Below are 14760 nucleotides of genomic sequence, written 5' to 3'. Positions count from 1 at the left end.
CCTTGAGGCCTTGAGCGCGCGAGCCCCCGCTCTTTCGGACGATCTCCATCTGAAACGCCGCAAGCGCAAAGCCGAGCACACAGAACAGCGCGTTCGGCTTTGGGCTTTCGGTTACATATAGCCGATGAGAAACACGACAAAACCCGCTAATCCGACCGATGCTACGAAGAGACCAAAGGCGATCCGTTTGGCGGCTTTGCTCTTTTGGACAACACCATACACGAACAAAACGATCGACATGATCAACAAAAGCAAAATGAGAGACGAAATGCTCACGTTCAGCGCTCCTTATCGTGCACTGCCCCTAGGAAAGACAGCGCATCTCCATCCGTGCCATCACAACCAGCGATTGATCCATTCCCGCGAGAACCTCTTCCCGGTTGATGCCGCCCATCGCTCACGCCCCCGCAATTTCTTCCGAATTTCGGTTAATCTCATCGATAATGCGAATAATCTTCCGCGCGTCATCCATGTTGTCTTGAAAGAGTTCAACAATGCTGCCGACGGTTTTAAATGGTTCTTCCTGCAGCACCCGCTTGTCCATAACCCCGTTTTTCACAAAGTAATCGACGATCAATTTGACAAAACGGCTTTGTTGGATGTTCAACCGTTCGCTTGATAAAAATTCGGAAAACGCTTCGTTGGCGGCCTGCGGGTCAAGGCCGACGATTTGGCGGACGAGCTTTGTAATCGGTGTGTCTCCGAATTCTCTTTTATAATCTTCCTGTGTGCCAAGCTCATTCCAAAGAATATGTTCCAACGTTTTTACGTCTTGGACGGTTAGCTTTTTATTATTTCGCAGCTTGTAAATGGCCATCTGGTCGCGGTGTTCGTGCAGATAATGTTCCACCTTTTTTCGATAATTTTTCAGATCATTGACATTAAACATCGGGCCGTTTTCTTTGACTTCTAAAACTTGGTCTTTAAAGTTCGTATAGTAAATTTTTTGCGTTTCTTTTTCAAGGAATTTGACTAAGTCACGCAACGCTTCACGAACGGCTTCCAATTCGAAAATATCGGCTTCGCTCCAAAACTCTTCCGTCTGCACCTTTTCGATGATGTATTTTTGTTCCATCACTTGAGGAATGGAACCGAGTTTCGACAACGCCTCTGCAGTACGAATCACACTCCGAATTGGCTTCGTCGCATTTTTCGTTTGCAGTTTTGCCAACTCAATCGTGTACATGAGCAAATCAAAACGTTTCGCAAATTCATCATCATTCAACGGAACAATCAGCGGCGAAATATGTTCTTTGATTTCATTGACATCTATCGCTGTTAAGGAATCCCATTTAGCCCGGCTTTTAAACTTGTGTACGTATTGAATATGTTGGCGTACGCGGAAGTTTTCTTCGTTTAACTTATTGATTTCCGCTAGCACTTCGTCAATCAATTCATTGCGATGGGCAATATACTCTTCTTCTTGGTATTGTAAATGTTGCAGTTCTTTAATAATTTCGATTTTGGCATTAAATAGACGCTCCGTTAAGCTTTCCACCGTTTTTCCTTCGATTCCCTTTGGATTTTCGCGGAAAAACTCGAAGTTGCCGCAATAGTCAAAAATAAGGAAATGCGTTTTATCTTGCCCGACTCCGAATAAGTCTTTGCATAAACGGGTTCCGCGCCCGATCATTTGCCAAAACTTTGATTTGGAGCGTACTTTCTTGAAGAACACAAGGTTGACGACTTCCGGAATATCCACTCCTGTATCGAGCATATCGACCGATACCGCAATTTGCGGCCATTTGTTACGGTCGGAAAAATCATCGATTAAGGTTTGGTAGTAGTTCACGCTGTAATCAATAACCCGTGCAAAGCCGCCCTTGTATTCAGGGAACAATTGATCAAAGCGCTCCACGATTCGTTCCGCATGGCGATGGTTTTTCGCAAAAATAATCGTTTTGCCGAGTTTGTCTCCGCCTTCGACGCGAATCCCTTTTTCCATTAAATCTCTCAGCACCGTATCAATCGTATCGTCATTAAACAGCCATTCGTTTAACGCGGCACTGTCAATGTCCTCGCCCACTTCCTCATCAAATGTTTCTTCATATCGTTCTTTTTCTTCATCCGATAACTCATCGTAATGAATGCCTTCTTCGAGAAACTTTAATTTTGTTTCAATCGTCCGATAATCGACTAAATAGCCGTCCTGAACGGCTTGATCTAACTCATAGGCATAGGTCGGCACGCCGTTTTCCAAATCAAACACTTCATACGTATTGCGGTCAATTTCATCTTTTGGCGTGGCGGTAAGCCCAAGCAATATCGCGTCAAAATAGTCAAAAATAGCCCGATATTTCTTATAAATACTGCGGTGGGATTCATCGACGATAATTAAATCAAAATGCCCGACGGTAAAGAGGCGTTTGCCGTCTTTTCGTTTCGCTTCATCAATCGCGTTCATCATCGTCGGGTACGTCGAAAACACCATGCGGCTTTCCTCTGGATTGTCTTTGTTATCGAGCAAATTGCAAAGCGTCAAGTTCGGCAACAAATGGCTAAAGCTATTTTTCGCTTGCGTTACCAGCGTTTTGCGATCCGCTAAAAACAAAATATTTTTTACCCAATTATGACGGGTAAGAACATCGACAATCGAAATCGCCGTCCGGGTTTTGCCGCTCCCCGTCGCCATGACAAGCAACGCTTTGCGCCGTTTGTTCTCAAGCGCGTCACATACGGCTAAAACCGCTTCTTTTTGATAATAGCGATTCGTAATGTTGTCATTGATTTGCACATTTCGCAACGGCCGCTTCATCGTCCGTCGATCAATAAGCAAGCTTAATTCTTCCTTATTGTAAAAACCGGAAACTCTCCGCGCCGGATAGTTAAGGTCGTCCCAAATATACGTTTCAAAACCGTTTGTGTAAAAAATAATCGGACGTTGGCCGTGCATTTTCTCAATGCAGTCGGCGTACAATTTCGCCTGTTGCTTTCCTTTGTTCGGGTCAGCGGTTGTCCGTTTCGCTTCGATAACCGCAAGCGGCTTCCCGTTGTCGCCAAAAAGGACGTAATCGACATAGCCGACTCCTTCTTGATTTGGCATGCCAACGACAGGGTATTCCACAATAACGTCCTTTTTAAATTCCCAACCCGCTAGCTTTAAATCTAAATCAATGTATTTCTTTCTTGTTTCCCATTCGCTTAGTTCATCCACTTGGAAGTGGTACTCTTTTGTATTCGCTTCCCGTTTAGCGGTGAGAAGAGCGCGAAGCTGTTCGTTTTCTTTCATCATTTCCTCAAGACGCTTGTCTTTGGAACTTAGCCGTTCGTATAAATCTTTCAATTCTTCCGGACGCTCGCGCTTTTCCTCGCCGATTGGCAGTAACGATTCGTCAAAGTCAGTAGCCGTATATTCATCTGAATAACAATAATCAATCCAAGACACAAACTGATGAAGATTATGCAGGGAAAGAATCGCTTCTTCCCTCGTAATCATCGAGTTCGTATGAACCGCGACATTTCCTAGTTTCACAATGTAACGCAACAACGGCAACAAGTCTTCATCAATAATGGACAAAAAGACGTTGTCATGAATCAAGCTTGAAAGATTGTCCTGATAAGGAACTTTCAATGCGCTGTCAAAGCTGTACACCCACTTAACGGCAAGCTCCAGCGCACGGCGCGTCAAAATCGCGCACGTCGCCGGACTCACAACCAAACTTTTCTCCGCCTCTAAACACGCATTCGTAAAACTCTCATAATGAGGTTTGCCTATTAAAAAATGAAAGTTGGATAACAACAAACACCCCTCCCTTGACCAGCACGAATTCCTTTTACACTTACTAATCGTTAAATAATTCTCCCTTAAACGCCCTTTGCATGAGGGAGTTGAAATTTTTTTCTAGCTCTCTCAAGCTTTTGTGAAGAATTGACTTCTGGGAATCAATTTTTTTTACTATTTCAGAAAATTTGTCTTGCAAATCTCTTGGCGGCAACGGAATTTCCATATTTCTTATATCCGTTAAAGACAAGAACTTTTGTGTTCCTCCACGTTTATTTTTATTGAGAATATAATCAAGATAATGTGAATCCAGTAAATATTTTAGGTATATATTGACCACAAGAGGATTATTAAATTTTATTAATGCTACATTCTTTATCGCAAAATTTGGCTGTTCATCAACAATAATTGGATTTCCGATTGTACCAATCATCGGCATAATAATATCTCCCACATCAACCTTAGACCTCTTATTAATATTTATAAAGTCTTCTTCCGAGATGTAGTTTACATTACTTAAATCTATTTTCCCGTTTTTAATATTTTTAGAAGTTACTAAAGGATAACCGTTTGGAACATACTTAGGCGAATCGTGTGTTCCATCCCTTACATCTGCAATATCTTTAAGTGGTCGTCTCTCCCATGTTTTATTGGTAACAGGATCCCCAAACATCTCCAAAAACACACTTTGCGTTAATTGATCTAACGCTTCAATTTGAGCTTTTCGTTTGTCGATAAGTTCTTGGGCTTTCAACAAAACAGCACTAATCTTTTTTTGTGTCTCAAGAGAAGGCATAACAACCGGTATTTGTTTAATTTTCCCTAGACTTAAAGCCGGCTGAGCAGTCTTAGATGCATTTTTCTTCAAATAATTGACAACTGTATCAGATCTTAACCAAAAGAGTAAATAGTTTTTATCAACTTTACTATAATCAATAGAAACTTTTGCTAAGTTAGCTGGGATAATAGCAAAAGGGTACCCGTTTAAATCAGTTACTTCTGCTGAATAACCAATTGAACCTATTTTTACAAATAATATATCTCCTACTTCAACTTTACTTCTAATTAATTCCTGCGCTTTTTGAGGAGTTATATATCTTATATCTGAAAAATTAAATTGAAAGTTACTAATATTTTTCCCCTGTAAAACGGGTATCCCATCATCAACGTAATCTTTTACTTTTAATGCCGATCCGAAGGGACCATCAACAATTGCATTTTTGCTATTAACAGCAATATCTTCTAACTTTAATACTTTATATTTAGTCCTTATCATTTGATCATTCCTTCCAGCTCAACAATACCCTCTCTAATTTCTTCTTCCAGTACCTTAATTCTTTTAATTATTTCCATAGGCGCTTCATACTCCACTTCTTCATACTCAATCTCTTTATACTTGTTAATCGAAAGGTCATAGTCGTTTTCACGAATTTCTTCCACCGGAACAAAGAACGACTGCTCCGTGCGCTTCCGTTCTTTTTCCGCTTCACGGTTATGGAATCGTTCAATGATGTCCGGAATATCGTTTTCTTCAATCGGGGTGCGCTTGTCGTCCAACGAGTAGCCATCGGCTTTCATGTCGTAAAACCAGACGTGATCTGTTCCGCCGACGCCCGTTTTCGTGAAAATCATAATCGCTGTCGATACGCCCGCGTATGGTTTAAACACGCCGCTTGGCATAGAAATAATCGCTTCCAACTTATGATTTTCAACGATTTCTTTACGGATGTCTTTATGCGCTTTCGAGCTGCCGAACAATACCCCGTCCGGCACGATGCACGCGCAACGTCCGCCTGTTTTTAAAATGCGTAAGAATAATGCCAAAAATAAAAGTTCGGTTTTCTTTGTCTTTACAACTTTTAACAAATCATTTGAAACTGCATCATAATCTAATGAACCTTTAAAAGGCGGATTGGCAAGGACAAGGGTGTATTTGTCCTTATCTTTGTTTTGTTCCGATAAGGAGTCGCGATATTCGATATTCGGATTTTCAATGCCATGGAGCATCATGTTCATCGCACCGATGCGCAACATCGTGCGGTCCATATCAAAACCGTAGAACATATGGTTATTAAAATGCTCTTTTAAACTTTGCACTAAAAATAAGTCACTGCGATGTTTGCGCAAATATTCGCCCGCCGCCACCAAAAACCCCGCCGACCCCGCCGCCGGGTCGACGATGATGTCTTCCGGCGTCGGTTTCATCAGTTCGACCATCATGTGAATGATATGACGCGGGGTGCGGAATTGGCCGTTCGTGCCTGCGGTGGCGATTTTCGATAACAAATACTCGTACAAATCGCCTTTCGTATCGCGGTCTTTCATCGGAATGCGGTCAATGCCGTCGACGATTTTGACGAGCATTTGCGGCGTCGGGATCATGAAAATGGCGTCGCCCATATATTTTGCATAGGCCGATTCCCGATTGCCGTGCAAGTTTTTGATGAACGGAAACACTTCATTGGACACGACATCGTACATATGGGCGGCTTCAAAATGTTTGAATTTGCTCCAGCGCAAGTGTTGCTTATCGGGAGGAAAGATGCGTTCCGATTCAATGCCGAGCAGCGCATCCTCCTGCTCGCGCTGTGTTTCGACTTCATCCAAGCCTTTGATGAACAATAAGTAGGTAAACTGTTCAATGACCGTCAGCGGGTTCGTAATGCCGCCTGTCCAAAACGTTTCCCATATTTTATCGACTTTATGGCGCAATTCGCCTGTGAGCATGTATCTATGTACCTCCTTGTGATTTCCAATCTCCATTATATACGGTTTTCGGTACAAAAGGGGAAGAAAAATACGTTTTATACCGGTTGACGCTCAGAAAGACGGAGAATGGCTTTCTTTGTGGAACAAAGAAACTCCCACTGTGCTTTGTTATGAAGCGGGAGTCGTTCACCATAACCGTTCGAGGAACACTTGCAAGTGTTGTGGATTCTCAAGTAGGATGAATCTCATCCAGCCCCCAGTTTTGCAGGCGGATGAAATCTTTATCATGTCATTCGTGTCGTCATGGCCGTTTGCCCAATTCGACTGCAAACAACAAGGCCGGATCCACCGGCCCGTTGTCTTATCTCAACCGAATTTTCGCCACACACTCCACATGCGCCGTGTGCGGAAACATGTCCACTGGCTGGACTTCGATCGTTTCGTAGCCGCCGTCTTCTAGGATGCGCAAGTCGCGGGCGAGCGTCGCCGGGTTGCACGAGACGTAGACGACGCGGGGCGGTTTCATGGCGATGATCGTCTCAAGCAGCGAGGCGTCACAGCCTTTGCGCGGCGGGTCAACGACCAAGCAGTCAGCGCGGATGCCTTCTTCGTACCAGCGCGGGATGACGTCTTCGGCGGCGCCGACTTCGAAGGTGACGTTTTGGATGCCGTTGGGTTTGGCGTTGCGCTTGGCGTCTTCGATCGCTTCGGGGACGATTTCGACGCCGTAGACGTGTTTCGCTTTACGCGCCAAAAAGAGCGAGATCGTGCCGATGCCGCAGTAGGCGTCGATCACCGTCTCCCGCCCGGTCAGCTCCGCGTATTCGAGCGCTTTGTCATACAGCACTTTCGTCTGTTCGGGGTTGACTTGGTAAAACGAGCGGGCCGAGATGGCGAATTGAATGCCGCCGATGCGGTCGGTGATGAACTCGCTTCCCCATAACACCCGCGTTTTGGCGCCGAAAATGACGTTCGTCCGCTCGGGGTTGACGTTTTGCACGATCGATGTCACGTCCGGGATTTCACGGACGATGGCGCGGACGATTTCTTGTTCATGCGGCAAATGCTCGGTGCGGGTGACGAGAACGACCATCACCTCGCCTGTCGCCGCGCCGTAGCGGGCGACAATATGGCGAAGAACGCCCTTGTGCGTGGTTTCGTCGTATGGGGGAATACCATAGCGCTCGGCGATGCGCTTCACCGTCTGAACGACGACATCGTTTTTCTCTTGTTGGATGAGACAGGCATCCATATCGATAATCTCATGGCTCCGTTCTTTGTAAAAGCCCGCGACCAAGCCCCCTTCGCGCTCGCCGATCGGCACTTGCGCCTTGTTTCGGTAGCGCCATGGGTTCTTCATCCCGATGACGGGATGGACGGTGACGCCGTCAAGCTTGCCGATGCGGGCGAGCACTTCTTTTACCTGCTTTTCCTTCGCTTTCAGCTGGCCCTCGTAGCTTACGTGCTGCAGCTGGCAGCCGCCGCATTGGCGATAGACGGGGCACGGGGGCTCGACGCGGTCCGGGCTCGGTTCGTACAGCTCGATAAGCCGGCCGTACCCGTAGCCTTTTTTCACTTTGACGACTTTCACGTTCGCCCGCTCCCCGGGAAGCGCGTTTTTCACGAACAAGGGAAAGCCGTCGACTTTCGCCACTCCGAGACCGTCGTGGGTCAAATCCGTGAATACGACATCATAATATTCATTTTTGGCGACCGGTGCTTGCTGCTTGGTCATGTCCGTCTCCTTTCTGCCGATCGGTTTGTACAGTTTAGCGTTCCCTTCTTGAGCAAGAGGCATAAGAAAAGAACAGGCTCATCTTCCTGTTCTCACTTGTTCCGCCTTGTCTTTCGGCATGATGACTTCCAAATGGCGGTACAAATTGACGAACTCCCCTGGAAGCATGCCGCCGAATTCGCCGTCTAAGTTCAGCTGCATCGGCGAACGCACCTTCACCCGGTTCGCTTTCGTGTAAATGATATGCGGGTCGTTGATATGCTCGCCGCGCGCGGCGAGCGTGACAAGGCGAATGAATTCGGCCAAGTTCGTTTTCTTGACGATGATAAAATCGAACAGACCGTCATTGAGTGACGAATCGGGCGCCAGTTTTTCAAAACCGCCGACCGAGTTCGTGAGCGAAACCAAAAACATCATAATCTCGCCTTCAAACAGTTTGCCGTCGTACTCGATTTGCGCTTCGGTCGCCTTGATGGACGGAAGCATCTCGATCCCTTTTAAGTAATAGGCGAGCTGGCCAAGCATCGTTTTCAGCTTGCTTGGCACTTCGTAGGTGAGCTCCGTCAGGCGGCCGCCGCCGGCGATGTTGATGAAATAGCGTGTTTTGTCTTCGTTCGTCACACAGCCGATGTCAATGGGGACGGGCTCGCCCGTGGCGATCACGTCGCACGCCCCTTCAATCGAGCGCGGCACGCCGATGGCGCGGGCGAAATCGTTCGTCGTCCCAACGGGAATGACGCCCAGTGTCGGCCGATGCGGCTGATCGGCGATGCCGTTGACAACTTCATTGATCGTTCCGTCGCCCCCTGCGGCAACGACGAGATCAAATTCCCGCAGGACGGCCTGGCGCGCCGCGTTCGTCGCATCTCCCGGGCCTTCGGTGGCGTGGCACGACGTTTCATAGCCCGCCTTTTCCAACCGAACGAGCACATCGGGCAAATGGCGCTTAAACAGTTCGCGTCCCGATGTCGGGTTGTAAATAATTCGAGCTCGTTTCATCATCTTCAACCTACTTCCTTTTTTCCATTCCACTCGTTCCCATCATAGCGAAACAACGCTTGATGCGCAACTCCGAAAAATGTCGTGAGCATGGCCGCGGAAAAAAGCGCCCTTCGTTCGATCAAGGGCGCCTGACACCTGCTTATGACTGACTCCCATTCGCCTCTTCGGAAACGGTTGGCTTGGCCGTGACGGCCGATGATGCACCGCTCGCCGTGAGATTCTCAAGCAGCTGCTTCACATCGATGCCCGTTGAGGCTTTCAACGTCTCCTGCAAGCTCGCCATTAAGTTCGTCGCATAGCCTGTGACGCGGTTGGCGCCGCCGCCTGACCCCGAGCCCGTATCGACGATCGTCAGCTTCTCGATGTTCGAAAGCGGACTTGCCACTTGCTTCGCATACTCCGGAAGCATTTTGATGATCATGTCGAGCACAGCTGCTTGGCCGTAGCGCTCGAACGCTTCGGCGATCTTTTGTTTCGCTTCCGCTTCGGCGAGACCTTTGAGGCGGATGATTTCGGCTTCTGCTTCCCCTTTCGCTTTCTCCGCTTCAGCCTTCGCCAACCCGTCGAGTCGGACGCGCTCCGCTTCCGCTTTCGCCAGCGTTTCGACGCGGTATTTTTGCGCATCGGCTTCGGCGATTTGCTTCGCCTTTTCCGCCGCCGCTTTTTGTTCGATCGCATAGCGCTCAGCGTCGGCTTTTTTCTTCACTTCCGAATCGTATTGCCGCTCGCGGCGCAAAATTTCTTTTTCTTCGAGCTCGATTTGTTTTTGACGCTCGATGATTTTGATTTGCATTTGTTGGGCCATCACTTCTTGTTTCGCCTTCGCTTCCTCCAAATGATACGCCTGGTCGGCGCGCGCTTTGGCGATGTCTTGTTCGCGGCGGAACTCGGCGAGCTTCAGTTGGTTGATTTTCTCCGCTTCGGCGATTTCCGTCAGCCGCTCGAGCTCGGCTTTGCGCGCTTCCTTGTCCGCTTCGGCGCGCTTGATGCGCGTCTCTTTTTCCGCCTCGGCCGTGGCGATGTCAGCATCGCGCTTCACTTGGGCGATGCGCGGCTTCCCGAGCGCATCGAGGTAGCCGTTTTTGTCACGCACGTCTTTGATCGTAAACGAGACGATGACCAACCCCATTTTCGCCAAATCTTGCGAAGCGACGCGCTGCACTTCTTGCGAAAACTTGTCGCGGTTTTTGTAAATTTCTTCAACCGTCATCGACCCGAGAATGGAACGGAGATGGCCTTCGAGCACTTCTTTCGCTTCGTTTTCCATGTCTTGGCGCGTTTTGCCTAAAAACTGCTCGGCCGCGGTCGCGATTTCGCCAATCGAGCTGCCGACTTTAATGATCGCCACCCCGTCCGCCATCACGGGTACACCTTGTTCCGTATACACTTCCGGCGTTTGCACGTCAAGCTTGATCGACAATAGGCTCAGCGGCTCGGCCTGTTGGAAAATCGGCACAACAAACGTGCCGCCGCCGCGGACGATTTTGATTTTGTTTCCCGACTCATCGACATGAACGTTTTTGCTTCCTAAGTAGCTGCCCGTCACAATGAGCGCCTCGTCCGGCCCGACGGTGCGGTAGCGGGCGATAAAAATGGCAATAAGTCCGACAAGAAGCAAGACGACGACGCCAATGACAATCAACCATGGTGCAACAGTCATGACATTTCCCCTTTCGTTATGTTAGATGGAAAGCTGATACGGATCGTGCCTCGCCACCACGGCGACGCCGTTTTCCATTTGCACGATGATGACCTCTTCCCCTGACGGAATGGCTTCATTGTTTGCACTTTTCGCTGGTTTGGCCACCGCCCCGCTTTTGCGGGAGATGAGAATTTCACCAAATCCGTCAGGCGGCACCGAGACGATCACTTTGGCAAGCGCCCCCTCCAAATCGGCGTCCGTATACCCAAGCGACGCTTCCGCCGACCGAAGGGGCAAAAAAACGAAAAAGTGCAACAGCAACACGACAACGAGCGCCGCGCCGATGGCAAGCCATAGAACCAAGCTCGATGCCCAGTCTGTGTACCATTCCGCCAGCAATCCGACCGCGCTGCCAACAATGAAAAACGATAAAACTAGCTGCGGACTGAACAGCGGATGATCAGCCACATCGAACAAACCGTCAAGCACATCGCTGAAGAAAAAATACAAAACCGTCAACAACGCACTGACGACAAGCACCCATCCGTACACAACTTCAGGCGAATGGCTGAACAACTCCCCTCCCTCCTTTCCCCTTCGCTTATACATACGGCGAAGGCAGCCGTTGGTTTCATCATTTTTCCAATGTCATCAAAATTCGACAATCCTCCCTGATTTCCTTCTTCTAACAGCAGAAAAAATGCAGGGAGACCGGCAGGATTTTGCATAGTGCAAGGCGAATCAAGCTATGCGAATCTAAAAACATATCGGGAGGAAGACCATGTCAGAAACGCGCATTGACCACGATCGGCTGTTTAAAGAGTTGTTGAGCACCTTTTTTGAAGAATTTGTTCTCCTCTTCTTTCCTCACGTACACGAACAGATTGACTTTCACTACCTTTCCTTTTTATCAGAAGAAGTGCTGACCGATGTCACCGCGGGTGAAAAACATCGAGTCGATTTATTGGTCGAGACGAAGCTGAGAGGAGAAGATGGACTGATCGTCGTCCACATCGAACATCAAAGCTACATCCAATCCTCGTTTTCAGAGCGAATGTTCATTTATTTCAGCCGCTTGTTTCAAAAACACCGCCGCCGCATTCTTCCGATCGCCATCTTCAGCTATGATGCCATCCGCGATGAACCATCTTCATTCACCGTTTCGTTTCCGTTTTTGACCGTTCTCGATTTCCGTTTTTTGACGGTGGAATTGTCCAAACTCCCATGGCGCACATACATCCGCCATGACAACCCGGTCGCTGCCGCCCTGTTAAGCAAAATGGGGTATAATGAAGAGGAGAAGGTGGAAGTGAAAAAGGAATTTTTGCGCATGCTCACCCGCCTCGAGCTCGATGAGGCGAGACAGCGTCTGTTGTTCGGCTTTTTCGAAACGTATTTGCGGTTATCGGAGGAAGAAGAAGTCCGACTGCGAGATGAGGTGAAGACCATGGAGGAAAAGGAGGCTGCCAAAGTCATGGAACTTATCGTGTCATACGAACAGAAAGGCATGGAAAAAGGAATAGAGAAAGGAATGGAGAAAGGAATGGAGAAAGCAAAGTTGGATGTTGCGAAACGAATGTTGGCAAAAGGATTTGATGCTGACACGATCCATGAACTGACCGGACTGCCGCTTGAAAAGATTGAACAATTGAAGAAATAATACGGGGACAAGAGCCTTCCTCCCTGGCATTCCATCCCGGATTGTCGTCCTCCGATCTCTCCAAAACTTTGAGAAATCCCCAGGGAGAAAGGCCTCTTTATCGCTGTTCCCATCCATTTTGGCTGACAGCCCGATCCTCTGAAAGCCCAATCCGCTCAAGCTCACGCCCCAAGCGTCCCGTAAGCATCAGCCCGTACATGTGAAAATCAGCTCGAAGCGACCAAAGCGGATGGCCGAAGGTGGCGGGCTTGTTTCCTTCAATGAAAAAGTGGCTGAACCAAGCGAGTGCATAGGCGGCGATTGGCGCGCCAAGCAGCCACCACGCGTTCTTCGTCACGATCGCGATGATCACAAACAAAAACACGAAACTCGTCGCGGCAAAATGCCATCTCCGCGTCGCCGGTTTGCGATGCTGGGTCAAATAGAACGGCCAAAACTCTTCATAATCGCGGAATTCCATCTTCCTTTCCCCCTTTCGCTTCAGCTGATGCGGCCCGCCGTTCGCGAATGCGCCGGGCAAGCAGCACCCAATACCCGATCATGCACAGAAACAGAGCAAGGGACAGCCACGCCCACCATTGCCCTTCGACGAGGGATTGCTGCCAATAGTCAAACTCATCGACGCCGACCCTCGCGATCGTATGAAAATTGTTTAGAAAAAACAACAGCACCGCGAGCACGACGGCAAGTGTATACAAGCGGTGAATCGTTCCTGCAATGAGCGTCACCATGCCAGCGATGAACGTGTCGATGCCTATCGCCCAGTATACGATCGACATCCATAATGGCATGCTCGGTCCTATCGTCATCCTCCTACTCCTATTGTATTTCATCCATCACCTGAAATGTCTGCAAGTGATGCTTTTGTTTCGGCACAGTAAACTTGGCAGCAAGTTGGGCCGTGCGCAGCTGGAAGATGTTCATTTCTCCGGCATGGTCCGCCTTGTTCCCTTCCTGTGGCTCGAACAATACGTACACATAGTCGTCGTGGAACCGCGCTTCCCAATACACCGACGGCAGCTCATGCTTCTCCATCACCTTAAACTGATCGTTCAGCGCAAGCCACCCCGACTTTCCTCTTTGGACATAGCTTACCCACAGCGTGTCTCCCTTCACGTAGAGCTGATCGAATCGCGCTTCCTCTTGCCCCATGTCCCAATATGTCACTCGCCATGAATGCGGATCCACGATGGTGAGACGAGGTTTCGTGGCGATGACAATGCGGTCGTGAAACCTCGCCATCGATCGGGCGGAGGACGTGAGCAATGGAATTTCCTTCACCAAGGCGCCCCGTTGATCAACCACATACAATACGCCTTGTTCCTTTTCGACCACATCAACGAACACATAAAAATACGGCTCTGCGCGCAAAACTTGAAGAACGTAAGGAGGGAACCGTTTCGAAAATAGCAATTTTCCCTCTTTTCTTACTTCCAGTTTATTTGTTTTTACATCCTGGTTCAGCGAACGAATCTCCCACTCTCCCTCCAATGAGGCAAAGGAAAGAGGAACAGAGACCGCTTCTTGATCGACAACCGTCCATGTGTCTGGATTCAGTTGATATACATACCGTCCCGTATAATCTGACCACAACAATAGTTCTTTTGTTGAGGAAGCGGGCGAGAGGTGAGATATTCCAACCGCTTTCAGCGTCACCACGTTGCGCACGCGACGTCCATCCGTCTCCACGATATACGACTCTCGCCCCAATGGGTGGGAATACAAAAAGAAAATGCGCGCTGATGGGTCGTTCGCCGAGTGACTCTTAGATGGTTCATACGTCCGCACCGAGGAGACGACGGAATCATCCAAGCTCTGCACCCCATACACGATGACAGGCGCGGCTGCCGCCAGCACCACCCATATCCATCTCTGCCGCTTCCACCAGGCCTTCCCTTCCTTTTTATCTCCTATGCACTGGACAAGCCATCCCCAATACCAGACGATGTAAAGAAACAACGCAAGCGACAGCCACGCCCACCATTGTCCTTCGATGAGGGATTGCTGCCAATAGGCGAACGGATCGACGCCAACCCTGGCGATCGTGTTAAAATTGTTCAGAAAAAAGAGCGGCACGACAAGCACCGCAACGAGCGAATACCAACGGCGAATCGTCCCTTTCACAAGCATAACCACACCAACAATCAACGTAGCGATACACATCACGTCGTATACGATCGACATCCATAGCGGTGCACTTGGGCCCATGTTGAATCCCCTTCCATCCGTGATGATGGTCATATTCGATAAAAGCCAAAAGAGTTCCTTCTTGTCAGAACGATGTTCCCTTC

Annotated in this window: 12 protein-coding genes; 1 reads left to right on the top strand and 11 read right to left on the bottom strand. The window is 48.6% G+C overall.

Annotated features, from left to right (window positions below):
• Window positions 1–111 precede the first annotated feature (111 nt).
• The 8 genes from GC56T3_RS19535 to GC56T3_RS02225 form a co-directional block, all read right to left on the bottom strand.
• A complete protein-coding gene (locus GC56T3_RS19535; RefSeq protein WP_013144211.1) occupies window positions 112–276 on the bottom strand; it encodes a hypothetical protein in 165 nt (54 codons plus the stop codon).
• A gap of 121 nt (window positions 277–397) precedes the next feature.
• Entirely contained in the window at window positions 398–3739 is a 3342-nt protein-coding gene (locus tag GC56T3_RS02255; RefSeq protein ID WP_013144210.1) for a DEAD/DEAH box helicase family protein, read from the bottom strand.
• 43 nt (window positions 3740–3782) lie between these two features.
• Window positions 3783–4997 carry a restriction endonuclease subunit S gene (locus GC56T3_RS02250; RefSeq protein ID WP_013144209.1) on the bottom strand — a complete coding sequence of 405 codons (1215 nt, stop codon included), beginning with the start codon at window positions 4995–4997 and terminating at the stop codon, window positions 3783–3785.
• The gene (locus tag GC56T3_RS02245) at window positions 4994–6448 is read right to left on the bottom strand and encodes a class I SAM-dependent DNA methyltransferase (RefSeq protein WP_013144208.1); all 1455 of its coding nucleotides are present in this window, start codon (window positions 6446–6448) and stop codon (window positions 4994–4996) included. Before GC56T3_RS02245 ends, GC56T3_RS02250 begins: the two co-directional genes overlap by 4 nt.
• A 343-nt stretch (window positions 6449–6791) precedes the next feature.
• The gene (gene rlmD / locus GC56T3_RS02240; RefSeq protein ID WP_013144207.1) at window positions 6792–8165 is read right to left on the bottom strand and encodes a 23S rRNA (uracil(1939)-C(5))-methyltransferase RlmD; all 1374 of its coding nucleotides are present in this window, start codon (window positions 8163–8165) and stop codon (window positions 6792–6794) included.
• 78 nt (window positions 8166–8243) lie between these two features.
• The gene (locus tag GC56T3_RS02235; RefSeq protein ID WP_041468669.1) at window positions 8244–9164 is read right to left on the bottom strand and encodes a diacylglycerol kinase; all 921 of its coding nucleotides are present in this window, start codon (window positions 9162–9164) and stop codon (window positions 8244–8246) included.
• Window positions 9165–9306: 142 nt separating this feature from the next.
• Window positions 9307–10827: a flotillin family protein gene (locus GC56T3_RS02230; RefSeq protein WP_013144205.1), complete on the bottom strand. Its 1521-nt coding sequence runs from the start codon at window positions 10825–10827 to the stop codon at window positions 9307–9309.
• Between the two features lie 21 nt (window positions 10828–10848).
• Window positions 10849–11385 carry a hypothetical protein gene (locus GC56T3_RS02225; protein WP_013144204.1) on the bottom strand — a complete coding sequence of 179 codons (537 nt, stop codon included), beginning with the start codon at window positions 11383–11385 and terminating at the stop codon, window positions 10849–10851.
• 205 nt (window positions 11386–11590) lie between these two features.
• Here GC56T3_RS02225 and GC56T3_RS02220 point away from each other — a divergent pair, with 205 nt between their 5' ends.
• Window positions 11591–12469, top strand: a complete 879-nt coding sequence (locus GC56T3_RS02220) for an Rpn family recombination-promoting nuclease/putative transposase (RefSeq protein ID WP_013144203.1) — start codon at window positions 11591–11593, stop codon at window positions 12467–12469.
• A gap of 97 nt (window positions 12470–12566) precedes the next feature.
• Here the strand turns inward: GC56T3_RS02220 and GC56T3_RS02215 are convergent, their stop codons facing one another.
• Genes GC56T3_RS02215 through GC56T3_RS02205 form a run of 3 tightly spaced genes read right to left on the bottom strand, consistent with a single transcriptional unit; the run spans window position 12567 to window position 14677 of the window.
• On the bottom strand, window positions 12567–12929 hold the full coding sequence (locus GC56T3_RS02215; protein WP_013144202.1) for a DUF962 domain-containing protein: 363 nt from the start codon (window positions 12927–12929) through the stop codon (window positions 12567–12569).
• Window positions 12910–13278 (bottom strand): hypothetical protein, encoded by a 369-nt coding sequence (locus GC56T3_RS02210; RefSeq protein ID WP_013144201.1) that lies wholly within the window; start codon window positions 13276–13278, stop codon window positions 12910–12912. The genes GC56T3_RS02215 and GC56T3_RS02210 overlap by 20 nt, the downstream gene beginning before the upstream one ends.
• Window positions 13279–13288: 10 nt before the next feature.
• Window positions 13289–14677, bottom strand: a complete 1389-nt coding sequence (locus GC56T3_RS02205; protein ID WP_013144200.1) for a hypothetical protein — start codon at window positions 14675–14677, stop codon at window positions 13289–13291.
• Window positions 14678–14760 lie beyond the last annotated feature (83 nt).

It is taken from the genome of Geobacillus sp. C56-T3 (assembly GCF_000092445.1).
GTDB classification, from domain to species: domain Bacteria; phylum Bacillota; class Bacilli; order Bacillales; family Anoxybacillaceae; genus Geobacillus; species Geobacillus thermoleovorans.
This window is presented reverse-complemented; position numbering and strand designations above follow the sequence as displayed.

Excerpts from the sequence above, each read along its gene's own strand:
- GC56T3_RS02230 (WP_013144205.1), bottom strand. The coding sequence starts at position 10,827 with ATGACTGTTGCACCATGGTTGATTGTCATTGGCGTCGTCGTCTTGCTT.
- GC56T3_RS02205 (WP_013144200.1), bottom strand. The coding sequence starts at position 14,677 with ATGGGCCCAAGTGCACCGCTATGGATGTCGATCGTATACGACGTGATG.
- GC56T3_RS02210 (WP_013144201.1), bottom strand. The coding sequence starts at position 13,278 with ATGACGATAGGACCGAGCATGCCATTATGGATGTCGATCGTATACTGG.
- GC56T3_RS02220 (WP_013144203.1), top strand. The coding sequence starts at position 11,591 with ATGTCAGAAACGCGCATTGACCACGATCGGCTGTTTAAAGAGTTGTTG.
- rlmD (WP_013144207.1), bottom strand. The coding sequence starts at position 8,165 with ATGACCAAGCAGCAAGCACCGGTCGCCAAAAATGAATATTATGATGTC.
- GC56T3_RS02235 (WP_041468669.1), bottom strand. The coding sequence starts at position 9,164 with ATGAAACGAGCTCGAATTATTTACAACCCGACATCGGGACGCGAACTG.
- GC56T3_RS02215 (WP_013144202.1), bottom strand. The coding sequence starts at position 12,929 with ATGGAATTCCGCGATTATGAAGAGTTTTGGCCGTTCTATTTGACCCAG.
- GC56T3_RS02245 (WP_013144208.1), bottom strand. The coding sequence starts at position 6,448 with ATGCTCACAGGCGAATTGCGCCATAAAGTCGATAAAATATGGGAAACG.
- GC56T3_RS02250 (WP_013144209.1), bottom strand. The coding sequence starts at position 4,997 with ATGATAAGGACTAAATATAAAGTATTAAAGTTAGAAGATATTGCTGTT.